Annotated in this window: 21 protein-coding genes; 8 read left to right on the top strand and 13 right to left on the bottom strand. The window is 75.1% G+C overall.

The genetic code is table 11. The features are described 5' to 3' along the window. Positions 1 to 100 precede the first annotated feature (100 nt). Genes ACH54P_RS48020 through ACH54P_RS48010 form a run of 3 tightly spaced genes read right to left on the bottom strand, consistent with a single transcriptional unit; the run spans position 101 to position 1,903 of the window. Positions 101 to 796, bottom strand: a complete 696-nt coding sequence (locus ACH54P_RS48020; RefSeq protein WP_489909990.1) for an aquaporin — start codon at positions 794 to 796, stop codon at positions 101 to 103. Beyond that, positions 784 to 1,218 (bottom strand): arsenate reductase ArsC, encoded by a 435-nt coding sequence (locus ACH54P_RS48015; protein ID WP_489909989.1) that lies wholly within the window; start codon positions 1,216 to 1,218, stop codon positions 784 to 786. Before ACH54P_RS48015 ends, ACH54P_RS48020 begins: the two co-directional genes overlap by 13 nt. Continuing rightward, positions 1,211 to 1,903, bottom strand: coding sequence for an arsenate reductase/protein-tyrosine-phosphatase family protein (locus ACH54P_RS48010; protein WP_489909988.1), 693 nt, complete (start codon positions 1,901 to 1,903; stop codon positions 1,211 to 1,213). The genes ACH54P_RS48015 and ACH54P_RS48010 overlap by 8 nt, the downstream gene beginning before the upstream one ends. A 76-nt stretch (positions 1,904 to 1,979) precedes the next feature. On the opposite strand from ACH54P_RS48010, the gene ACH54P_RS48005 reads away from it, so the two are divergent. Continuing rightward, positions 1,980 to 3,461, top strand: coding sequence for a phosphodiester glycosidase family protein (locus ACH54P_RS48005; protein WP_489909987.1), 1,482 nt, complete (start codon positions 1,980 to 1,982; stop codon positions 3,459 to 3,461). Positions 3,462 to 3,468: 7 nt separating this feature from the next. Here ACH54P_RS48005 and ACH54P_RS48000 read toward each other — a convergent pair whose 3' ends face one another. Continuing rightward, positions 3,469 to 3,876, bottom strand: a complete 408-nt coding sequence (locus ACH54P_RS48000; protein WP_489909986.1) for a hypothetical protein — start codon at positions 3,874 to 3,876, stop codon at positions 3,469 to 3,471. A 194-nt stretch (positions 3,877 to 4,070) separates the two neighbouring features. On the opposite strand from ACH54P_RS48000, the gene ACH54P_RS47995 reads away from it, so the two are divergent. Continuing rightward, positions 4,071 to 4,289, top strand: coding sequence for a three-helix bundle dimerization domain-containing protein (locus ACH54P_RS47995; protein ID WP_489909985.1), 219 nt, complete (start codon positions 4,071 to 4,073; stop codon positions 4,287 to 4,289). 231 nt (positions 4,290 to 4,520) lie between these two features. Next, positions 4,521 to 4,760, top strand: a complete 240-nt coding sequence (locus ACH54P_RS47990; protein ID WP_489909984.1) for a hypothetical protein — start codon at positions 4,521 to 4,523, stop codon at positions 4,758 to 4,760. On the opposite strand, the gene ACH54P_RS47985 is transcribed toward ACH54P_RS47990, so the two are convergent. Continuing rightward, on the bottom strand, positions 4,744 to 5,559 hold the full coding sequence (locus ACH54P_RS47985; protein WP_489909983.1) for an alpha/beta hydrolase: 816 nt from the start codon (positions 5,557 to 5,559) through the stop codon (positions 4,744 to 4,746). The two genes, ACH54P_RS47990 and ACH54P_RS47985, sit on opposite strands and share 17 nt — an antisense overlap. Before the next feature lie 68 nt (positions 5,560 to 5,627). Between ACH54P_RS47985 and ACH54P_RS47980 the strand changes: the two genes are divergently transcribed. Beyond that, positions 5,628 to 6,236, top strand: a complete 609-nt coding sequence (locus ACH54P_RS47980) for a GDSL-type esterase/lipase family protein (RefSeq protein ID WP_489909982.1) — start codon at positions 5,628 to 5,630, stop codon at positions 6,234 to 6,236. A gap of 7 nt (positions 6,237 to 6,243) precedes the next feature. Here ACH54P_RS47980 and ACH54P_RS47975 read toward each other — a convergent pair whose 3' ends face one another. Genes ACH54P_RS47975 through ACH54P_RS47950 form a run of 6 tightly spaced genes read right to left on the bottom strand, consistent with a single transcriptional unit; the run spans position 6,244 to position 14,229 of the window. Continuing rightward, positions 6,244 to 7,134: a hypothetical protein gene (locus ACH54P_RS47975; RefSeq protein ID WP_489909981.1), complete on the bottom strand. Its 891-nt coding sequence runs from the start codon at positions 7,132 to 7,134 to the stop codon at positions 6,244 to 6,246. Between the two features lie 16 nt (positions 7,135 to 7,150). After that, positions 7,151 to 7,966, bottom strand: a complete 816-nt coding sequence (locus ACH54P_RS47970; protein ID WP_489909980.1) for a DUF3592 domain-containing protein — start codon at positions 7,964 to 7,966, stop codon at positions 7,151 to 7,153. 8 nt (positions 7,967 to 7,974) lie between these two features. After that, positions 7,975 to 8,502: a DUF3592 domain-containing protein gene (locus tag ACH54P_RS47965; RefSeq protein WP_489909979.1), complete on the bottom strand. Its 528-nt coding sequence runs from the start codon at positions 8,500 to 8,502 to the stop codon at positions 7,975 to 7,977. 53 nt (positions 8,503 to 8,555) lie between these two features. Beyond that, positions 8,556 to 11,729: a hypothetical protein gene (locus ACH54P_RS47960; protein ID WP_489909978.1), complete on the bottom strand. Its 3,174-nt coding sequence runs from the start codon at positions 11,727 to 11,729 to the stop codon at positions 8,556 to 8,558. Positions 11,730 to 11,779: 50 nt separating this feature from the next. After that, positions 11,780 to 12,793 (bottom strand): hypothetical protein, encoded by a 1,014-nt coding sequence (locus tag ACH54P_RS47955; RefSeq protein WP_489909977.1) that lies wholly within the window; start codon positions 12,791 to 12,793, stop codon positions 11,780 to 11,782. Beyond that, a complete protein-coding gene (locus ACH54P_RS47950; protein WP_489917055.1) occupies positions 12,790 to 14,229 on the bottom strand; it encodes a hypothetical protein in 1,440 nt (479 codons plus the stop codon). The genes ACH54P_RS47955 and ACH54P_RS47950 overlap by 4 nt, the downstream gene beginning before the upstream one ends. A 125-nt stretch (positions 14,230 to 14,354) precedes the next feature. On the opposite strand from ACH54P_RS47950, the gene ACH54P_RS47945 reads away from it, so the two are divergent. Then, positions 14,355 to 15,197 carry an SDR family NAD(P)-dependent oxidoreductase gene (locus ACH54P_RS47945; RefSeq protein ID WP_489909976.1) on the top strand — a complete coding sequence of 281 codons (843 nt, stop codon included), beginning with the start codon at positions 14,355 to 14,357 and terminating at the stop codon, positions 15,195 to 15,197. Positions 15,198 to 15,214: 17 nt separating this feature from the next. On the opposite strand, the gene ACH54P_RS47940 is transcribed toward ACH54P_RS47945, so the two are convergent. After that, positions 15,215 to 16,009 carry a GAF and ANTAR domain-containing protein gene (locus ACH54P_RS47940; RefSeq protein ID WP_489909975.1) on the bottom strand — a complete coding sequence of 265 codons (795 nt, stop codon included), beginning with the start codon at positions 16,007 to 16,009 and terminating at the stop codon, positions 15,215 to 15,217. A gap of 178 nt (positions 16,010 to 16,187) precedes the next feature. On the opposite strand from ACH54P_RS47940, the gene ACH54P_RS47935 reads away from it, so the two are divergent. Together ACH54P_RS47935 and ACH54P_RS47930 are read left to right on the top strand one after the other, a co-directional pair. Further along, positions 16,188 to 18,887 (top strand): SpoIIE family protein phosphatase, encoded by a 2,700-nt coding sequence (locus ACH54P_RS47935; RefSeq protein ID WP_489909974.1) that lies wholly within the window; start codon positions 16,188 to 16,190, stop codon positions 18,885 to 18,887. A 276-nt stretch (positions 18,888 to 19,163) separates the two neighbouring features. Continuing rightward, the gene (locus ACH54P_RS47930) at positions 19,164 to 20,558 is read left to right on the top strand and encodes a cellulase family glycosylhydrolase (protein ID WP_489909973.1); all 1,395 of its coding nucleotides are present in this window, start codon (positions 19,164 to 19,166) and stop codon (positions 20,556 to 20,558) included. A 40-nt stretch (positions 20,559 to 20,598) separates the two neighbouring features. Here ACH54P_RS47930 and ACH54P_RS47925 read toward each other — a convergent pair whose 3' ends face one another. Continuing rightward, positions 20,599 to 21,057, bottom strand: coding sequence for a winged helix-turn-helix transcriptional regulator (locus ACH54P_RS47925; protein ID WP_489909972.1), 459 nt, complete (start codon positions 21,055 to 21,057; stop codon positions 20,599 to 20,601). 85 nt (positions 21,058 to 21,142) lie between these two features. On the opposite strand from ACH54P_RS47925, the gene ACH54P_RS47920 reads away from it, so the two are divergent. Next, positions 21,143 to 22,309 (top strand): MFS transporter, encoded by a 1,167-nt coding sequence (locus tag ACH54P_RS47920; protein ID WP_489909971.1) that lies wholly within the window; start codon positions 21,143 to 21,145, stop codon positions 22,307 to 22,309. The last annotated feature ends 36 nt before the right edge of the window (positions 22,310 to 22,345 follow it).

The raw sequence follows: 22,345 nt of genomic DNA, 5'->3' as shown, positions 1-22,345 counted from the left end.
AAGACTCGGAAACATCCGCCGGATGCTCCAGGCGGAACAGACCGGTGACCGAACAGTTCCAGACAACCGCGCGGTACGGGCAATCGGCGCTGCCGTATCCCTAAAACCTGGCCACAGACGGGGAAAGAGCAACCACGGCATCCGGATACAGACCGCGAATGATCCCCACCCCAACCAAGCCACCGACAACCTGAGCACCAACGTAAAAGAGCCCGGAACCCGGAGCAACCCCAGCGAAGCTGTCACTGAACATCCGGCCGACGGTGATCGCGGGGTTGGCGAAGCTCGTCGAGCTGGTGAAGAAGTACGCGGCACCGATGTAGGCCCCGACCGCCGCCGGGGCGCGGTCGGTCCGACCGGTCCGCGCCAGGGAGAAGATGACCAGCAAAAGCCCAGCCGTGGCCACGATCTCGGAGATCCCGTGAGCCACGCTCGCCCGGCTGGTCGTGCTGATGCTGACCGGCGCAGCGGCGAACATGACGTTGGCGAGCACCGCCCCGGCGACGCAGCCGACGACCTGGGCGGGGATGTACGCCAGCGCGGTGCGCCACGGCAGCCCGCCCAGCGCGGCGTCGGCCAGTGACACCACGGGGTTGAAGTGCCCGCCGCTGACCGGGCCGACCATGAGGATGATCGCGTACAGCCCGGCCGCGGTCGCGGCGGCGTTCTCCAGCAGCTGCAGGCCGACGTCGCCCGGCGAGAGCCGCTGGGCGGCGATGCCGGAACCGATCACCAGTGCCGCGAGCAGCGCGCTGCCGAGGAACTCGGCGCCCAGCTTGCGGGTCAGCGATCCCATGCGGTGCTCCTGCAGGGGACGCCGAGCTCGTCGAGCAGGCCGCGGACGCGGCGTTCGATCTCGTCGCGGACCGGGCGGACCTCCTCGACACCCTTGCCCGCCGGGTTGTCGAGGGTCCAGTCGAGGTACCGCTTGCCGGGGAAGACCGGGCACGTGTCGCCGCAGCCCATGGTGATCACGACGTCGGCGGTGCGGACCATCTCGTCGGTCCACGGCTTGGGGAACTCGCCGGTGATGTCGATGCCGCGTTCGGCCATCGCCTCCACCGCGGCCGGGTTGATCCGGGCACCCGGCTCGGACCCGCCCGACCAGGCGACCGCGCCGTCGCCGGCGAGGTGGCGGAAGAACCCGAGCGCCATCTGCGACCGCCCGGCGTTGTGCACGCACAGGAACAGCACCGTGGGCGGGTGGGGTTCAGGCATCGTTTCCTCCCGGGGAACGGACGGCGGGGACGAGCCGGTCGACGCGGCCGGCCAGCTCGCGCAGGGCGCCCTCGAACGCGGTGCCGGTGCCCGCCCGGGCCGGGTCGGGCACCGACCAGTGCAGCCGCCCGGCGGGGTCGCCGAGCTGCTCGTGCGCGGTGTCGCAGACGGCGACCACCAGGTCGCCGGGCCGCAGCACGGCGGCGACGTGCGTGGTGCGCGCCCGCGCCAGCGACAACCCGTGTTGCCGGGCGGTGGCGACGGCCAGCGGGTGGACCCGCCCGGCGGGCTCGGTTCCCGCCGACGCCACGGGCACCCGGCTGCGGCGTTTCCACAGCGCCGCCGCCAGCTGGGAGCGCGCCGAGTTGTGCGTGCACACGAACACCACCCGGGGCGCGCGCACCGCGCCCGGGGAAGCCGAGCCGGCGAGCGCGTCCGGGCCCAGCCGCAGGTAGGTCCGGCGCCGGTCGCCTTCCGACCGCGTCCGGTCCAGGACGCCGGCCTGTTCGAGCAGCTTCACGTGGTGCGCCAGCAGGTTGCTCGGGATGCCCAGCGCCCGGCCGATTTCGCCCGGCGAGGCGTCCCCGAGCAGCAACCGGTCCACGATCGCCAGCCGCGCGGGCTCGCCGAGTGCCGCGTGCACCCGGGCCCGCGCCACCACCGACGACGACCACTCACCATCCATTGACTCAATAATCATTGAGGCAGTCGACCCGGTCAAGTCCACCCGGAATTCACCCGGCCCGGGTACGTTGCCTCGCGTGAAGACGAAGGCGCTGGCCCTTTCCGCCGTGCTCACCGTGGCCCTGAGCACCCCCGCTTCGGCCGAAGGGGACGCTCAGTCGCTCGCGCCGGGCGTGACCGTCCACACCACCGTTTTCGGCGAAGGCACCGGCCGGAACACGTGGACGGTCACCACGCTGGTGCCCGGCGGGTCGAGCCCCGACCCGGACGCCCCGCCGTCCGCCCTCGGCACCCGCGAGCACGCGGAATCGCTGGTGACGGCGTTGCGCGGCAAGGGTTTTGCCGCCCGCGCCGAGGAGGTCGACTGGCCGGCGTTCGCCGACACGCCGCGGGGCGCGCTCGGCTGGCGGGTGCGGGTCGGCTCGTTCGCGGACCGGGCGCAGGCCGCCGCGACGGCGAGCGCGATGACGGCGAACGGGTTCACCGGCACCGTCGAATGGACCGGGCAGGACGGCCCCGAGGCGCGGGGCCCGCAGCGCGTGCGCGTCGCCGTCGTCGACCCGCGGCGGTTCACCGGGCAGGTCGCCGCCTCCCACGGCGCATCGGTGGCGGGGCGGCGCACGACTTCGGCACTGGCGGCGGCCGCCGGGGCGCTCGTCGGCACGAACGGCGGCTTCTTCGTCATCGACCCACGCGACGGCATCCCCGGCGAACCGGCCGGCGTCGGCGTCTACCAGGGCCTGCTGCAAAGCGAAGCCACGGCCGGACGGCCGGCGCTGATGCTCGGCGAGCGGCCGTCGCTGGGGGTCCCGCGGACCGCGGTCACCGTCGGCGGGCGCGAGGTCGACGGCGTCAACCGCAAACCCGGCGTCATCCGCAACTGCGGCGAGCCCCGGCCGCTGCACGACATGACCTGCACAGACCCGGACGAGCTGGTGCTCTTCACGCCGCAGCTCGGCACGCCGACCCCCGCGGGCGACGGCGTCGAAGCCGTGCTCGACGCCCACGACGTCGTCACCGCGCTGCGGCCCGCCGGCGGCGACGTGCCCGCGGCCGGCCACACGGTGCAGGGCATCGGCGCGGCGGCGGCCTGGCTGACCGGCCACGCGCGGCCGGGGACGAAGCTGCGCGTCGAGACGCGGCTCTTCGACGGCGCCCGGCCGATCCACCCGGCCGGCGTGGTGAACGGCGGCCCGTGGCTGGTCCGCGGCGGGCGGATCGCGGTGAACGCGGCCGCGGACGGCATCGTGCACCCCGGCGACCCGTCGTTCGTCTACGGCTGGGGCGTCAAGCGCAACCCGCGGACGATGGTCGGCCTCGACCGGCGGGGACGGCTGCTGATCGTCACCGCCGACGGCCGCCAACCCGGGTACAGCGAAGGGCTTTCGCTGATCGAGGGCGCGCAACTGCTCGCCCGGCTCGGCGCGGTCGACGCGATCAACCTCGACGGCGGCGGCTCCACCGCGATGGCGATCGGCGGGAAGCTGGTGAGCTCACCGTCGGACGCCACCGGGGAACGCCCGGTCGGCGACGCGCTGCTGGTGCTGCCGCGGCGGTGAGGCCCGCTCAGGCCTGCAGGTAGGACGCGATCCGGACCCGCAGCCCGCGGACGTGGACCAGGTCGAGCGTGAACGCCCGGACCGGGCGGTAGCCGGCGTCGCCCTCCGGGTGGCGGCACGGCCCGGCGAGGTAGACGAAGTCGTCGTCCGGATCGAGCCGGGGAACCGACCAGACGGCCTGGTCGCCGGCCGAGCGGTCCTCGCTGCGCGCCCGCGCCGACCAGTAGCGGGGCAGCTTCATCACCTCGCCCAGGGCCTTGCCGAAGCCCGGGAGGGCGGCCTCGGGCACGGCCAGGCCGTGGCCGCTCCACACCCGCGGCGCGCCGGGGCCGCCGGGGCCGCCGCCGTGGGCGAAGGTGACGGTGTCGCCGGACACCGAGATCGTCCAGCACGGAGTCTGGGTGACGGTCGTCAACGGGCGCTCCTCGTCGTCGGCGGCCCCCAGTCCGGCCAGGGTAACGATCTTGCGGGGGCCGCGTCATCACCCGTGGATGGCCTTCACGGCGGGTTCCATGCCGTGGTTTCCCGTTGTTCATCTCCAGTTCATCCGCAGGCCGTCTCCAGGGGCATGTTCCCTTCAGCACCCTCGACGCGGAGGAAGGTTCCGAAATGAGCACTCCGACCTTGGACACGATGGCGTCCGAACAGCTCGACACCCACCTGGCCCAGCTCGAGGACCGGCTGGACCGGGACTGCCCGGGCGTCCCGCGCGACCGGCTCCACGCCCTGGTCGACCACGAACGCGCCCGGTTCGCCGGCGCCCGCGTCCACGCCTTCGTGCCGATCCTGGTCGAGCGGGCGGTCCGGGCGGCCCTGGCGACCGCCTGACGCCGGGAGCGGCACCCGCGCGCGGCTGCGTCAGCCCGCGTCCCCCGGGCGCCCGGCCGGCAGGTCGGTCATCCACCGGAGCGCCGTCCCGCAGAGCGCGCGCCTCGGTGCCCCGGCGATGGCGACGACGTCGCGGAAGAGCATCAGCGCCGTCGTACCGGCCGCCGTCGGGCTCGGCCTGCCCGGAAAATTACCCTCCACGAAGCCGTTCCCGCCTGCTTCCATGCCCGCATGGTGAAGAAACTGGCCACCGCCACTGCCGTCCTGGGCGCCGTCGTCTCCCTTGCCGTTCCCGCGCAGGCGGCGACGCGGTACTACCAGCAGACCGTCACCGGGGCCACCCAGGCGGAGTGCGAGGCGGCCGGGACGCAGCTCGCCCAGCAGAAGATGGCCGAGGGGTACCTCGTCACGTGGATCGGGTGCGGGCGCTCGAACTTCCGGTGGGCCGGGCTCGTCAGCTGGTCGGACTGACCAGCGACGTCACCGCCTCGACCAGCTCCCGGCCCTCGAGCAGGACCGGGTCGTTGTGGTCCGCGCCGGGGATCTCCACCAGCCGGGCGGACGCCGCGGCCGCCACCTCGCGGCTCTGGGCCGGGGGCACGATCGAGTCCCGGCCGCCCAGGACCACCACCGTCGGGACGCGCACGCGCGCGACCTGCTCCTTGACCGGGAACCGGTCGCGCAGCAGCAGCCGCACCGGCAGGTACGGGTAGATTTCCGCGCCGACCGAGGCGAGGTCGACGAACGGGGACCGCAGGAGCAGCCCGGCGGGCGGGTGCTCGAGGGCCAGCTCCGTCACGACGGCGCAGCCGAGGCTCTCCCCGTAGAAGACGACGCGCTCCGGCGGCACCCGCCCGGTCAGGAAGCCGTAGGCCGCGCGGACGTCGAGCGCCAGGCCGGCTTCGCCGGGATCACCCGGATTGCCGCCGTAGCCCCGGTAGTCGAACACCAGCACGGCGAACCCCGCCTGGGCGAGCTTCGCGGCCAGCGGGGCGCGCCCGGCCCGGTTGCCGCCGTTGCCGTTGGCCACCAGCACCGCCGCCGACGGCGCCCGCCCCGGCGGGGGGACGAACCAGGCGCCCAGCTCCAGCCCATCGGCGGTGCGGAGGCGGACGTCTTCGGCGCCGGGCAGCACGCTCGCGGCCGCGGGCACCGGCGCGGTGTCGGGCAGGTAGATGAGCCGCCGCTGGAGGGCCCAGACGGCGGCGAGCACCAGCACCACGACCAGCACGGCCACCAGGACCACCCGCACGACCACAGCCCTAGTCAAGCGTGACCTCCACCCCGCGAGTATCCCCCGCGGGAAACAACGGCGGCGCGGCCGCGTTGTACCTCCTGATGAGCGCACAACTCCGGTTCTGCGTCCTCGGCGACTCGCTCGCCGCCGGGGTCGGCAGCACCCACCCGGAAGACACCCTCGGGCGGCGGCTCGGCGCCCGGCTGCGAGCGGCGGGGCACGTCGTGCGCCTGCGGAACCTCGGGGTGCCCGGTGCCCGCTCGGCCGACCTGGACCGCCAGGTCGGCCTCGCCCTCGCCGACGGCGTGGACCTGGCGCTGATCGTGATCGGCGCGAACGACCTCGCCGGGTTCGTCGCCCCCGCGGTCGGCGCCCGGCAGCTGCACGACGCCGTGGCGCGGCTGGTCCGGGCCGGCGCCCGCGTCGTCGTGGTTCCCGCCCCGGACCTGGGGATCGTGGCCCGGGTGCCGGCGCCCTACCGGCAGGTGGTCTCCGCGGCGAGCGGCCACTACGCCCAGGCGCAGGCGGAAGCCGCCATCCGCGCCGGCGCGGCCGTGGCGAGCGCGGGCCCCGAGCTCGCGGCCCGCTTCGCGGCCGACCCCGCGCTGTTCTCCGCCGACCGCTTCCACCCCTCCTCGGCCGGGTACGCCGTGATCGCCGAGGGGCTCGCGCCGCACGTGCTGGCCGTGGCCGCGGACCGCGCCGCCTGAGACGCGGTCACCGAGGCGGCACCACGACCGAGGCGCTGCCGTCGGGCCCGGTCACGGTGACGCGGACGGTCACGGCGCCGTCGGCCTGGACGACCGTCAGCTGCCAGGACCGCGGCCACCCGACGTCGAGGGTTTTCGCGGCCTCCCGCACTTCGTCGGGAACGCGGTCCGCCGGGCCCTCCGCCCGGCCGGCCGAGGTGGACTCCGACCAGGACGTCACCGTCGTGGACTCGGAGGACGACGAAGATGACGACGACGGCGGCGGAGACGGCTCGGGTTCCTCCGGGCCGAACAGCTCGACCCGGAACAAGCCGAGGACGACCGCCGCGCCGAGCAGCAGCCCGACGAGGCCGGCCGCCGAGTACGCGCACCCCTCCGGCGGCGGGGTGACCACGGCGGACCCGGGCGCGGGCTCGACGACCGCGGCAGCCGCCCGGGCCTGCCACTCCGCCGCCGGCCGCGGGACGACCCGGGCCCGCCACGGCCGGTCCGGCGGGTACTCGACCACGAGGACGTCGCCCGCGCGGTAGCCCGGGAGGTCGACCAGGTTGACGTGGTGGGTGATCTCCACGCGGAACGACGGTACGTCGTCGGGCGCGACGGTCAGGACGAACACGACCGGGACGTCGCCCGTTTCGGTGCCGCCGGCGCGCAGGCTTTCGATCCTCGCGAGCGCGACGCGGGGAACGACCGCCGCCTCGCGGGCGCGTCGCGGCATGCCGGCGAGGAACACCAGGGCACCGTAGGCGACGGGAAGGCCGAGGCCGGTCAGGATCAACGGGACCTTCTCGATGACGATGCCGGCGACGAAGGCGCTCAGGGCCGCCCCGCCGATCCCGCCGGCGAGGAACCAGCGCGCGAAGGCGGCCGGGCCGCGGTGGGTGGGCACAGTGGACATACGGGCACTCCCAGCGTCAGAAGGGCGTTTCGGCCGGATCCGGTTCCACCAGCACCGCTTCCGGGTCCTGGGGGTCGTAGCGGACCAGTACCGCCGAGCCGCGGGACGGGGCCTGGAACAGGGGCGTGACCATCGTCGTCACGACCGTGCGCTCCCCCGCCTCCGCCGGGAACCGGACGTGGACGACGAACCGCGGGTGTCCCATGATCCAGACGTTGGTGAACTCCACGTGCGTCACGCGGCCGGTCACCTGGTGGCCGTGCCGGCGCAGCGCTTCGGTGCGGTCGTCCGCCTCCGCCTCGGCGAGGAACGCCCGCAGCATCACCACGATGATCACCAGCGCCACCAGCGCGGCCACCGCCGGCACCAGGTACGGCTCGTAGTAGACGACCCAGTCCACATCGGACCACGGCTCGGCCTTGCCGTCGAGGAACGGCAACCGCTGCCCCACCGACTCCGGCGGCGTCCACGACGGGATCGCCGCGCCGCTGCCCAGCGCCACGCCCAGAGCCGTGGTCAGCGAGCCCGCCCGGAAGCCGGTGCCCAGCCGGGACGGCGACAGGCCGGCGGCCCACAGCATCGCGAAGCCGAGTGAAGACGCCACCGTGATCGCGAGGCTGAAGAACAGCACCAGGGAAACCGCCGGGCCCGCGTCGGCCCCCCACGCGTCGACGCGGTTCAGCGACATCAGCCGGAAGCCGTCCAGCAGCCCGAGCGACCCGGACCAGCCCGCCGCCGCCCACGCGAGCGTCGTCGGGATCCCGAGCAGCCACAGCCGCCGCCCGGCCCGCCGCCCCTGCCGCGGGTCTCCCGGCAGTCCGAAGGCGAACACCGCGCCCCCTAGGCGATCGGGCCGAACACGGCGACCTTCGCCGGGTCGGCCGGGTCGACGCGGGCCTCGTGCCGGGTGCCGGGTGCGTACTGCTGGATCGTCGCCAGCGGCGTGATCAGCGGGGTGACGGCCCGGTAGGTGGTGCCGTCGGCACGGGTCACCTCCAGCGTCGCGGTGTACCGGGCCTGCCCGGCGACCGTCCGGCCGGTCGGCTCGAGGGCGCGGACGACCAGGGTGGCCGGCTCGCCGGTGTCGTACAGGCGCCGCAGTTCCGTGCCGTAGGCCTGCAGTTCCTGCTGCTGGCGCAGCTGCTCCCCGGGCGGCAGGGCCAGGAACGCGGCCGTGTCGGGGTCGGCGTTCAGGGACCGGAACGCCTGGGCGGCCAGCTGCGGCGTCGGCAGCTGCGGGGTGATGTCGTACCCCTGGGCCGCGGCGGCCCGCCGGAACTGCTCCGCGTGCTGCTGGAACTCCTGCGCGCCGCGGGCCGCGCCCTGCTGGGTCGCCTCGTTGACCTTGTCGCGGATCTTCTTGAACATCGGTCCTGCCTTTCGCGGTGGGCGTGTGACCACAGCTTCGGCGGGACGCGGTGCTACCGAACCCAGGTTTGCCCGTCGTCGGAGGCGTCGAGGCAGGTCAGGGCCGCCCAGAAGGCCGGCGAGCGGGCCGGCTCCGGCCGTTCGCGCCACCGCGCCAGGCGGGTGCGCTGCCAGGCGCACAGCTCGGTGACCGGGTCGTCGCCGGCGAGGGCGGTGTCGACGGCGATCACCAGTTCCGCCATCGGGTCCGCGCCGGGCACCGCGGCCGACGTCGGCAACGCCCACACCGTCGCGGCCACCAGCCGGGCCCCGGCCGCGACGGCGGCGAGCAGCACGCCGAACGGCTCGGGCAGGCCGAAGTCGCTCGCGCTGGCGCAGCCGATCAGGGCCACCCTGGCCGGCATGGTGTCCACTTCGGACAGGGCAAGGTCGGCGGCGGTGAACGGCCGGTGCGCGCCGATCGGCTCGGCCGTGCCGGGCAGCTCGGCCCCGCAGGACAGGTGCACCGCGGTCTGCGCGCCGTGTTCGTCGCGGACGCGGCTGACGTGCCCGGCGAACACCAGCCGCGAACACGGCTCGGCCAGCAGGCGCGCGAGCAGCCGCCGGTCGGTGTCGGTGCGGCGGACCAGGTCGAGCCCCCGCGCGGCGGACGGCCGGACGGGACCGGCGGCCAGCCGCGCGTCGAGGTGGCGGATCAGCGGCGACGCCGGCTCCTGCTTGCCGAGCACGGAACCCAGCTCGCCGAAGGCGCTCTGGCCGGGGATCCGCGGGTCGAGCAGGTACACCGGCGGCCCGCCGTGACCCCGCGGCGGGCGGCGCGGGATCCCGGCGGGCGCGAGCAGGGAGACGTCGGCGACGTCGAGGACGCGGTCGTCGCCGTCGAAGCAGCTGCCTTCCTCGCCGGGGCGGAGCGCGTGCTCCGGCCGCCGGTCGGGCAGGGCGAGCAGCCCCCACGGCACCGCGGCGAGGCTCGGCGACGGCTGCACGCGCAGCAGCGGCCGCCGTCCGGCGGCCGCGGCGGCCCGCAGCCGCGCGACGAGGTCGGCGGGCAGGAGGTTGAGGGCGAGGACGCGGGCCAGGCGTTGCTCACCGGCGAAGCCGCCGAGGGCGTCGTCGCCGAGTGAGCGCCGGACGGCGTCGGCGACGCTTTCGCCTTCGCGCGGCGTCGGCGAGGCTTCGGCCAGGTACTCGCGGGCCGTCGCGACCAGGGCGGCGTCGACCGGGTGCGTGTGGACGGTGTCCAGGTCTCCGGTGGTCCGCCAGCTGAGGTAGGTGTGGCCGGCGTCGGCGTAGCGCAGGAGGAACGTCTCGCGCCCGGGCTCGGCGGCGGGCCACGTCGCGACGGGTCCGGTTCCCGGCCGGGGCGAGCCGTACCGCTCGGCGGCGCGGTCGAGCCAGCGGTCGAGCTGCATCGGCGAGCCCGGCGACCAGCGCAGGGCGGGCGGCGGAGCGAGCCGGAGCGGCAGCGACCCGGTGACGGCGCCGAGCGCGGCCAGCGGAAGCCGGGGGGCGGGCCGCGCCGGGTCCGGGGTGGGCGGGGCGCCGGTCGGGTGCTGCGCGGGCGGTGCGGGATCCGGGGTGGGCGGCGCGCCGGTCGGGTGCTGCGCGGACCGTGCCGGGTCCGGGGTGGGCGGCGCGCCGGTCAGGTCGAGCGCGGACCGTGCCGGGTCCGGGGTGGGCGGCGCGCCGGTCAGGTCGAGCGCGGGCGTCCCGGCCCCGGTGTACGACCCGACCGCGCAGGTGCGCTCGATGAGTTCGGCGGCCAGCCTCGGTTCCTCCAGCCGGGCCAGCAGCGCCATCAGCAGCTCGGTCGCCGGGCCCGCGACGTCGCGGGCCCAGGCCGTGCGCGCCCGCGGGGACGTGAACTCGAACCGGTAGTCCGCCGCCGCCAGCGCCAGCGGGAGCAGCAGGTCCAGCACCGCCGCCGGGTCTTCGCCGCGGGCGAAGCCGATCGTGGCCGCGGCGAAGTCCGTGTGCAGGCACTGGAGCCACTCCCCGGACGCCCGCACCGACTCCCGCGCGCGGGTCGCGTGCTCCTCCGCCGCCGCCCAGTCACCCTCCGCCGCGGCGCACCGGGCCAGGGCGACGTCCCGCCGTCGCAGGCCCGGGGTGTCCCCGTGCGCCGTCCAGATCCGGCCGGCGTGCTCGAACTGGTCGCGGGCCTGCCGGACGTCGCCCGCGAGCAGCAGCAGCGTGCCGAGCGCGTGGCTCGCCTCCGCCACGTCGCCGGTCGCGCCGGCCGCCGCGAGGTCGTCGCGGGCGGCGACGATCGCCGCGACCGCACCCGGGAAGTCGCCGCCCAGTGCGCGGTCCGCGGCGAGGTCGATGGCGTACTTCGCGGCCGCCGGCCGTCCGGTGTGCTCGGCGTCGAGCCGGACCAGATCCGCCCGCGCGTCCGCGTCCTCGCCGCCGGCCTGGCGGAGGCGGGCGCGTTCGGCGCGCGCCATCGCCCGCAGCGACGCCACCTGTTCGCGGATTTCGCCGAGGCCCGCCAGGGCGTCCAACGCCGTGCGGACCTCCTCGAGCGCGGCCAGGGCGCCGGCGGGATCGCCGGCGGCCACCTGGACGCGTGCTTCGAGGATGCGCAGCTCGAGTTCGTCGGCGCCGTGCGGGTCGAGCAGCTCGGGCGGGTACTGCTCCGGCCCGGCCGCCTTCCGCAGGGCCGCCCGGTGCCGCTGCCCCGCGATCAGCTCGCGGGCACGGGCGACGTCACCCTCCTCTGTGGACAGAGAGACGAGCACGCGATCGGCGACCTCACGGGATCCCTCGATCATCCGCAGTTCGGCGTATTGTCCGAAGTGGACGGCGGCCGCCGCGCTCACCCGGAAGGCGGCCAGCACGGCTTCGGCGCACTGCCGCGCGGTGCGCAGGTCGCCCGCGGAGTAGCGAAGGACGGCCAGATCGCTGAGGGCGGCCAGGGCGAGGTCGGTCCGGTCGAGCCGGTGCGCGAGCTGCCGCATCCGGTCGTACTCCCGGTGCGCGCCCGCGAAGTCGCGCGCCGCGGCGAGCCGCTTGGCCTCGTGCTGGATCTCGGAGGCTTCGCCGAGCAACCGCCGGTATCCGGCTTCGGTCAGCGAGCACGCGGGCAGTGCGCCGTACGCCGCCGGATCGAGGCCGAAGTGCGCCGCGACGCACCGGCAGTTGTAGCCGTGCGAACTCGCCCCCGCCAGCTCGGCGGGCAAGGGCCGGTCCGGCGGGGTGAGCGGCGGCGGCAGCCCGGCGAGCACGTCAGGACTCCTCGTCGGCGGACGCCGCCACGGTCAGCCCGGCGAGCACGTCAGAACTCCTCTTCCGCCGACGCCGCCACCGCACGTTCGGCCAACGTCCGGGCCGCCAGTGGCAGCGCCTCACGCGCCGCCACCAGCGCGACCACCTCGGCCCGGTCCTCCGGCGTCGTCCCGATGACACCCTCGGCCGTCACGCCGACGACGAGTCCGATGTGGACCGGCCCGGCCAGGTCGGCCGCGCCGGTGAACCGGCCGACGCCGAGCGACAGGGGAACCTCCGCGACCACCTCGCCGTCGCGGGTCGCGAACGCCGTGAGGTCCGCGTCGGCGAACGCCCCCGCTACCTCGACTTCGAGCCGGGTTCCGGTCGGCGCCGCGACGATCCGCCAGGTCACGGTGTCCTCCGCCGCGTCGAGGACGCCCGGGGGCACCCGCGCCCAGTCGACGCTCGCCCGGCCCTCGGCCACGACCCCTCCCCCGGCCGGCGGCGTCCCGGCGCCCGCGGCCAGGGCATACGCGCGCTGCCCCGGCGAGACGGCGGCCGCCAGCGCGGCCGCGGCTTCGGCGCGCACGACGTCGTCCCGGTCGTCGAACCACGCCGACAACCCCCGGCACAGGCCGCGCACCTCGTCGGCGACCGCCGTCACGGCGATGCCCCCGGCGGCGGCGTCGAACAGCTCCGCCGGAGTGGCTTCGAAGCCGTCGAGCAGGCCTTCGGCCACGGTCTCGACCGCCACGGTGGTGACGGCGGCTTCGAGGTCCAGCAGCGCCGGGTCCAGCGCGGGCACGCCGAGCACCGGGCTCGCGGGCCACCACCGGCGGGCCCACAGCAGCAGCGCGAGAGTCGCCAGTTCCGGCCGGGCGGGCGCCTCGACGTGCCCGGCCGCGAGCGCCTCCAGCGCCCGGTCCGCGCCGACGAGCCGCGTCAGCCACGGTTCCGCGGCCGCCGCGTCGCTCAGTTCGACGCGCATCGTCGCGGGCGCGCCGGCGAGCAGGTCGGCGAGGGCGAACCGGACGAGGCCGCCGTCCGCCGCGACGACGGGGGTGTGCACCGGGTGCGTCACGACACGGCCTCCAGGTCCGGCAGCCGGGCCACGAGCGCGCGGCGCACCTTCGTCCGCAGGTCCAGCGAGGTCGAGCGGACGACGCCGGTGACGAGGTCCCGGACGTCCGCGGCGCCGTCCGGGAGGTCGCCGCGGACGTCGAAGCCGTGCAGCCGGATCCACAGCCGGCCGAGGAAGTGCCTGGCGAATTCCCGCAGGTCCCGCACGAGCTCCGGGTCGGGCCGCGGGGTGAGCGGCGTGGCGCCGGCGAGGGCGCGGCGGGCGTGCAGGACGTACCCCTCGCGCGCGACCTGGGCGTTGAGCTGCCGCGCGAACCCGGGCGCGCTGACTGGCGCGCTGACTGGCGCACCGCCGGACACGACGCCGGGACCACCGCCGGACACACCACCGGGCGCCCCACCGGACGCACCACCCGGCGCGACGCCAGGCGCCCCACCGGACACACCACCCGGCGCACCACCCGACGCGCCACCGGGCGTGACCCCCTCCAGTGGCCGGAGGGCGGGCGCAAGGATTACCCCGAGCGCGAAGCAGCTCGCCAGGGCGGGCAGCTCGAGCCCGAACCCGGCCGCGACGCGGGCGACCTCGGCGTCGACGAGGCCGTCGACGGAACCCCGCTCGTCGGCGGGGAGGCGGCGCAGGGTGGCGCGGACCCGCCGTTCGACGCTGCGTTCGAGCAGTTCGGGGCCCGTCTCGTCACGCCGTCGCAGCGGCGGCACGGCGGTGCGTTCCCCGCGCTGCAGCCCGAGTTCCGGCCACCCGGGGACGGCCCGGGCCCCTCCGGGCCGGCGCAGGGCGAGCCCCAGGGCGTGCCCGGCGGCGGAGTCGGCGAGCGCTCGCCAGGTGTCGTCGCCGAGCTCGTCCACGAAGGCGCCGAGCAGCGCCACGGCGTCCTCCGGCGCGAGACCGGGATCGGTCTGGGCGTGCCAGCTCCGGTCCAGCTCCGCGGCGAGGTCCGCCGCCACCCGGGGATCGGCCAGGTACGCGGTCAGCCGGGCGACTCCGGCTTCCTCGCTTTCACCGTGCAGCTCCCGCAACGCCGCCGCGGCGGTCTCCGAAGCCTCCGGGCCGGGCATGCCGAACCGCGTCGCCAGCTCGTAGGCGAGGGGGAAACAGACGTCCTGGACGTCGCCCGCCGTGATGCGCAGCGCCCGGCGCTGCCGCTTGAGGTGGGTGAACCAGGCGGCGGTGGCCCGCAGGCGGGCGGCGTCGTCGAGCAGCAGCCGGGTGAGCTCCGCCGCCGCGTCGGGCTCCAGCAGCGGACGTCCCAGCCGCGGCCGCGCGGCGGTGCGGACCACCAGCGGGTCGATGATCTTCTTGACGGTCCGGGTCAGCGGGCCGCCGTCCGCCGAGGACAGGACCTCGACCCCGGACAGCCGCTCCCACGCGGCGGCGAGGACGGCCGAGCGCAACCGAGCCCGCCCCGATCCGGTCACCGTCACCTCCGCACCTTACCGAGCCGCGCCTGTGACGGGCGTCATGCCGGCGTGTTGTCACAGGGACCGTGGCCGCCGGTGTCCGGTGGCCGACCGAGCAAGGACTTCCACCGAAAGCAGGCACCATGGGCAAGATCTGGTTCGTCACCGGCTCGTCGCGCGGCTTGGGCCGCTGCTTCGTCGAGGCCGCCCTGTCGCGCGGGGACAAGGTCGCCGCGACCGCGCGGACCCTCGACAGCTTCGGCGAACTGGCCGCCACCCACGGCGACGCGCTGCTGCCGATCGCGCTGGACGTGACCGACAAGGCCGCCGTCTTCGCCGGCGTGCAGCGCGCCGCCGAGCACTTCGGCCGGCTCGACGTCGTCGTGAACAACGCCGGCTACGCCCAGATCGGCGCGATCGAGGAGCTGACCGAACAGGAACTGCGCGACCAGCTGGAGACCAACGTGTTCGGCGCGGTGTGGGTCATCCAGGCCGCGCTGCCCTTCCTGCGCGCCCAGGGCGCGGGGCACATCATCCAGCTGTCCTCGGCGGCCGGGCTCATCGCCATGCCGCTCGGCGGCGCCTACCAGGTTTCGAAGTGGGCCGTCGAAGCCCTGAACGAAACCCTGGCCCAGGAGGTCGCCGAGTTCGGCGTCAAGGTGACCGTCGTCGAGCCCGCCGGGTTCGCCACCCGCGACGGCAAGAACCCCGACCCCTTCGCCAACGGCCACCTGGCCGCACCGAACCCGGCCTACGACGGGCTCCGCCGCCGCCTCGCCGGGGTGATGGGCAACCAGCCGGCCGGCGACCCGGCGGCCGCGGCCCAGGCGCTCCTCAAGGTCGTCGACGCCGGGAACCCGCCCCTGCGCATCCTCTTCGGCCAGGGCTTCTACCCGATGGTCCAGCAGGCGTACGCCACCCGCCTCAAGACCTGGGCCGACTGGCAGGACCTCTCGGCGGAGGCGCAGGGCGCAGCGCGGCGCTGACGGCCTCGGCGCCGTCGTCAGCCGGGCAGGTCGATCTCCGTGTGGCGGGCCGTCAGGGTCTCGGCCAGCTCGGCCAGCTTGACGTTGAGGTCCTGGGACGTGCGCCGGAGGACTTCGAACGCCTCGTCCGCCGAGACGCCCCGGCGCGCCATGATGATGCCCTTCGCCTGGCCGATCACGTCGCGGCTGTCGATGGCCCGGCGCAGGTGGCCCGCCTGGGACTCGCCGCGCGTCACCGCTTCCGCGGCCGCCACGGCGAGGGACGCGTGGGTGGCCAGGAGGAGCAGCACGTCGCGGTCGGCGCCGTCCAGGCCGTTCGCGGCGCGGGAGTAGACGTTGAGCGCGCCGACCGAGCGGCCGGTCGGCGGGCCGGGGATCAGGGCCGTGGACACGACCGCGCCGACGCCGAGCTCGGTGGCGGCCGGGGCCCAGCGGGGCCAGCGGGGTTCCCGGGCGAGGTCCGGCGCGATCGCCACCGCCGGGCCCGCCGGTTCGGCGGCTTCGACGCACGGCCCTTCGCGGAACCGGTACTGCAGCCGGTCCAGTTCGATGGCGACTTCGCCGGTCTCCGCCGGGGTGTGGAACCGGCCCTCGGTGTCGATCAGGGTGAAGCTGGCCAGGTCGGCCGACGGCACCATGAGGATCGTGGCCTCCAGGACGCGCCGCAGCACCTCCTCGACGGTGGGTGCGGCCAGCAGGCCGGCGGTCAGCTCGGCGAACTGCCGGGCCAGCGGACCGGTGGGCGACGGGCGCGATGCGCCCTGGGCGACGAACGTCTCCTTGTCGTGCTGCCATTCCTGGTCACTCGTCATGCCGTGCTCCCGGTGTTGCGGCGGAAGACGGCTGGCTTCTCAACCATCGCTGCGACCAACGTAACCGCGCCGGGCGCCGTCGGCCATGCCGGATCGGCCGATCCCCGCGATCGGCCCCCTCCCCGTATAGGGTGTGCGCAGCCGCGCGACGGGTCGACGTTCGTGGGAAGTCTGGAGCATGGGACCGGAAGACATGCGGGAGCTCGTCGGCGGCCTGCCGGTCGTCGTGTGGGAGGCCGACGTCCGCAGCGGCGCGTTCTCCTTCGTCTCCGACACCGCCCTGGAGCTGCTGGGTCACCCGCCCGCGTCGTGGCTGGCCGATCCGGCGTTCGCGCGGTCGGTGGTGCACCCGCAGGACCGCGACCACCACGCCCGCACCCGGGCCCAGGGCTGGGCGCGAGGCGGCTACGAGATCACCTACCGCGCGCTGGCCGGGGACGGCCGGGTGGTGTGGCTGCACGAGCTGGGGCGGGTGCGGCCCGGGAGCACGACGGTCCGCGGCGTGCTGCTGGACGCGTCCGGACGGCGCTCCGAAGCGGAGCGGCAGCGGTTCCTCGCCGGGTTCGAGCGGGGGCTGCAGGAGCTGGACGACGCCGAGGACGTCATGGCGTACGCGGCCCGCAGCCTGGGCGAATACCTCGGCGCCGACCGCTGCGCCTACGCCGAAGCGGAAGAAGACGAAAACCACTTCCTGATGAGCGGGGACCACGCCACCGGTCTCCCGCCGCTGCCCGGCCGCTTCGCGATGTCGGCGTTCGGGGACGGGTGCGTGCGGGCGATGCGGGCCGGGCGGTCGTGGGTGGTCGCCGACAGCTTCCACGACGACCGCCTCGCCCCGGCGGATCTGGACGCCTACCGCGTGACGGGCATCCGGGCCGTCATCTGCGTGCCGCTGCTGCGCGGCGGCCGGTTCGTCGCGGCGATGGCCGTGCACCAGGCCACCGTCCGGCACTGGACGGACGCCGAGATCGAGCTGGTCGAGCTGATCGTCGCCCGGTGCTGGGAGTCCATCCAGCGCACCCACGCCGGGCGGGCGCTGCGCGACAGCGAACAACGCCACCGGCTGCTGGTGGAACGCGCCACGGACGCCATCTGGGTGCTCGGCCGCGACCTGCGGTTCGCCGAGGTCAACCCGGCGGCGTGCGAGCTGCTCGGTTACTCGCGCCGTCGGCTGATCGGCACCCCGATCACGGACCTGCTCGACGACGCCGGCGGCGAACGGTGGCGGAAGCTGCTCACCGGGCCGGACACGCTGGGCGAAACCAGCGAAGTCCACCACGTCCGCCGCGCCGACGGCACGGAACTGGCCCTGGAGCTGAGCATCCAGGCCACTCCCTCGGGGATGCAGGCGATCGGCCGCGACGTCACCGAGCGCCGCCGGCTCGAAGCCGAGAAGGACCTCCTCCTGCAGCAGGAACACGAGATCGCCGAAACGCTCCAGCGCAGCCTGCTCCCGCGCGAACTGCCCGGCCTGTCCCGGATCGCCGCCGCGGCCCGTTACCTGCCGGCGGCCGTGCACGCCCAGACCGGCGGGGACTGGTACGAGCTGATCTCCGTGGGACCGTCCCGGATCGCCCTCTCCGTCGGCGACGTGGTGGGCAAGGGACCGCGGGCGGCGGCGGTCATGGGGCAGCTGCGCAGCGCACTGGCCGGCAGCCTGCTGGACGGGCACGGCCCGGCCGCCGCGCTCGAGCGCCTCGACGCGTTCGCCGCCCGTACGGCAGGCGCGGCCGGCACGACCTGCGCGTGCCTCACCCTCGACTGGGAAACCGGCGAACTGCGCTGGGCGGTGGCCGGCCACCCGCCGCCCGTGGTCGCCGAGGACGGCACGGCCCGGCTGCTGCCCGGCCGCGGCGCCGTGCTCGGGAGCCCGGACCGGCCCCGCTACCGCGAGGACACGGCGGTCCTGGCGCCGGGCGCGTCGGTGGTCCTGTACACCGACGGCCTGGTCGAGCGGCGCGACGAGCGGATCGACGAAGGGCTGGGGCGGCTGCGCGACGCGGTGGCGCGCGCCCACGCGTCGGCCCCGGAACAGCTGGTCGCCGCGATCACCGCGGCCCTGCTCGACGGCGGGCAGGAGGACGACGTCGCACTGCTGGCCGTGCGCCTGCTGCCTCCGCCGCTGCGGCGGCGGACGGCCGCGGAGCCCACGGTGCTGCGGCGCCTGCGCGACGACGTCGCTCGCTGGTCGGCCCTGGCCGGGCTGTCCCGTGACCTGCACCAGGACCTGAGCCTCGCCCTCGGGGAAGCCGTCGCCAACTCCGTCGAGCACGCGTTCCCCGAGGCGCCCGGCGAGGTCGCGTACTCGGTGACGCGGACCGCGCACGGGCGGCTCGAAGCCGTGGTGCGCGACGACGGGACGTGGCGCCCGGAGCCGGCCGGCAACAGCCACCGCGGGCGCGGGATCGGCATCATCAAGGCGCTGTCCGACGAGTTCGGCATCGACCACGACGAGTGCGGCACCACCGTCCGGTTCCGGCTCGCCGCCGACGACGGCGCCGCGCCGGAGGCGAAGCCGGTGGTCGCCGAGACCGCGACCCCCGTGAACGTGTCCGTCGACGAGACCGCGCCGGGGCCGCTGGTCCTGGCCGTGACCGGTGATCTGGACCTCGGGACGATCGGCGAGGTCGGGCCGGCGCTGCTCGGCGGCGTCGAAGCGGCGACGGCCCGCGGCGTGGTCGTCGACCTGACCGGGCTGCGGTACCTGAGCAGCTGCGGGGTCGCCCTGCTGCTGGAGGTCGCGGCGCTGGCGCGGCGCCGGGGCACGGGCTTCACCACCCGGGCGAGCGCGGATTCCGCGCCGCTGCGCATCCTGGAGCTCGCCGGGTTGACGGGGACGGCCATGGGACGGTTCGAGGTCGAGGCCGTCACGCGATAGGACAGTCCGGTGCGGGCGGTCCGCGGCCAGGCTGTCTGTTGAACCGGCGCCACGGACCTGGGCCGCCGGTACCGGGCCGGAGCCCGCCTGTCCCGCGACTTGCCTGCAGTCTGCTCCACCCGGGCGTGTGCCACCACGGCCGGACGCCCCCGACTTGACCACGTCATTCTTTCGGGTGAAAAACCCCGACCCTTGACGTCGCCCGGTCCAGCTGTTCTCATTTCTGGGAGCGCTCCCAGTCGCAGCGGGAACATCGGACACTCATGAAGGAGTTCAATGAAGCGCTCCATTGCTGCGCTGACAGCCGCCTGCGCGACGGTGCTCGGCTCCGCGGGTCTGCTGCTGATGCCCCAGACCGCGGCCGCCGTCCAGGGCTGCCGCGTCGACTACACCGTCACCAACCAGTGGCAGGGCGGCTTCCAGGCCGGGGTGAAGATCACCAACCTCGGCGACGCGGTCACCGGCTGGTCGCTCCGGTTCACCTTCCCCGACGCCGGCCAGAAGGTGGCCCAGGGCTGGAACGCGACGTGGTCGCAGTCCGGCGCGACGGCCACCGCCGCCAACGCCGACTGGAACCGGACCCTGGCCTCGGGCGCCTCCACCGACCTCGGGTTCACCGGCACCACCACCGGCGCGAACCCGGTCCCGGCGTCCTTCACCCTCAACGGCGTCACCTGCACGGGCACCACCGGCCCGGCACCGACGACCACCACGCCCACGACCACCACCACGCCCTCCCCCGGGAGCACGCCGCTGGCGGCCAACGGGCAGCTGCACGTCTGCGGCGTCCACCTGTGCAACGACGCCAACCGGGTGATCCAGCTGCGCGGCATGAGCACGCACGGGCTCCAGTGGTTCGACGAGTGCTACAACGACGCGTCGCTGGACGCACTGGCGAACGGCTGGCACGCCGACCTGCTCCGCATCGCCATGTACGTGCAGGAACAGGGGTACGAAACCAACCCGCCCTGGTTCACCGCCCGGGTCAACAGCCTGGTCGACGAAGCCGAGTCGCGCGGCATGTACGCGGTGATCGACTTCCACACCCTCACCCCCGGCGACCCGAACTACAACCTCGACCGCGCGAAGACGTTCTTCGCCTCGGTGGCCGCGCGCAACGCGGCCAAGAAGAACGTCATCTACGAGATCGCCAACGAACCGAACGGCGTCGGCTGGGCCGGCATCAAGAGCTACGCCGAGCAGGTCATCCCGGTGATCCGCGCGGCCGACCCGGACGCCGTCGTCATCGTCGGCACGCGCGGGTGGTCGTCCCTCGGCGTCTCCGACGGCTCCAGCGAGACCGAGATCGTGAACAATCCCGTCAACGCCACCAACATCATGTACACGTTCCACTTCTACGCGGCCAGCCACAAGGACAACTACCGCACCACGGTGAGCCGGGCGGCCACGAAGCTGCCGCTGTTCGTCACCGAGTTCGGCACGGTGAGCGCCACCGGCGGCGGGGCGCTGGACCAGTCGAGCACCACGGCCTGGCTGGACCTGCTGGACCAGCTGAAGATCAGTTACGCGAACTGGACGTACTCGGACGCGAACGAAAGCAGCGCGGCACTGCGCCCCGGCACCTGCGCCGGCGGTGACTACGGCACCGGCGTCCTGACCGAGTCCGGTGCGCTGGTCAGGAGGCGGGTCAGCACTCCCGACAGCTTCTGATCCCGGGTGACGGGGCTCCGCCGCCGAGGCAGGAGCCCCGTCACCGCGCTTTCCTGACCGAGGTCGTGTCACTGGTCAGCGGCGTCCCGTCCGCGGCCGCCGGGACGAGCGGGGGCACGACCGCGCCGCGCTCGTCGACCAGGACCGACCGTGGCTCCCCCGCCGCGAAGGCGTGGCGCTCGCCCCATTGCCGCAGCGTGACGATCACCGGGAAGAGCTCCTTGCCCGCCGCGGTGAGCGCGTAGACCTGACGTTTGCCCGACGGGGCTTCGACCTGGGCGATCAGGCCGTGGGCGACGAGCCTGCGGAGCCGGTCGGTGAGGATGTTGCGGGCGATGCCGGTGCGCTGCCGGAAGTCGGTGAACGAGCGCGCGCCGTCCATCGCATCCCGGATGATCAGCAGGCTCCACCGGTCCCCGACCACGTCCGCCGCCCGCGCCACCGGGCAGTCCGGGTCCGTCCACACGGGGTTCCGCCCCGCCGCGTCGTCGCTGGCCAACGTCCCTCCCGAGAGTTGCGTAATGAAACCATTCTGACCTAACCTCCGAAGAGTTGCAATCTGCAACCAAATCGAGGAGGTCGTGGTGGGGCGAGGGACGAGGCTGCTGCTGGCGGTCGTGTGCGGGGTGGCGGTCGCCGGCGTCTACGCCGGGCAGCCGGTGCTCGGGCCGATGGGCGACGACCTCGGCGTGCCCCGGGACGCGGCCGGCTGGTTCGTGGCCGCGGGGCAGCTCGGCTACCTCGCCGGGCTGGTGCTGCTGGTGCCGCTGGGCGACCTGCTCGACCGCCGGGCCCTGATCGCCGTCCACCTGGGGCTGGTGGCGGCCGGGCTGGCGGCCACCGCGGCCGCGCCGGTCGCCTGGGTGGCGTTCGGCGGTCTCGCCGTCGCGGGCGGGTTCGCCGTGGTGGTGCAGACCGCGGTCGCCTTCGCGGCTTCGCTCTCGCCGGCCGGCGAGCGCGGGCGCACCCTCGGCGTCGTCACCTCCGGCGTGGTGGCCGGCATCCTCGGCGCCCGGATCGGCACGGGTGCCCTGGCGGACCTGGGCGGCTGGCGCGGCGGCTACCTCGTCCTGGCGGTGCTCGCCGCGGCCCTCTCCGCACTGAGCCTCGTGGCGCTGCCGGCGGACGTCCGGACCGGCACCGGACGGTACGGCCAGGTCCTCCGCTCCCTCGGCGGCCTGGTCACCCAGCGGGCGTTCCTCGGCCGCGGGCTCATCGCCTTCTTCCTCTTCGCCTCCTTCGGCACCCTTTGGAGCGGCCTGGCGCTGCCCCTGGCCGGCGAGCCGTGGCACCTGAGCGCGACGCAGATCGGCCTGTTCGGCGTCGCCGGGCTCGCCGGTGCCCTGGGCGCCGCCCGGTCGGGCCGCTGGGGCGACGCCGGGCACGCCGGGCGGGTCACCGGCGTCGCGCTCGCCCTCCTGCTGGGCTCCTGGCTCGCGATCGGGCAGCTCGGCTGGTCACTGCCGCTGCTGGTCCTCGGCGTGGTCGTGCTCGACTTCGCCGTGCAGGCCGTGCACGTCGGCAACCAGCACGCCCTCACCGCCGCCCACCCCGGCCGCACCAGCAGCGTGATCGGCGGGTACATGGTCTTCTACTCCCTCGGCTCCGCACTCGGCGCCACCGCGACCACCGCGCTCTTCGACGCCGTGGGCTGGGCGGGCCCCACGATCCTCGGCGCGGTTTTCGCACTCGGCGCCCTGGTCACCTGGGTGCTCGCCACAAAACCTGAACGTGACTTTGTTTCATGTTGACGGTACGGTCGGGCTCCGACCCAGCGAGGAGAACCC

The sequence above is a fragment of the Amycolatopsis sp. N2S4-7 genome, from assembly GCF_058119595.1.
The sequence above is the reverse complement of the archived record's forward strand: the minus strand, read 5'-3'. Positions and strand labels throughout refer to the sequence as shown.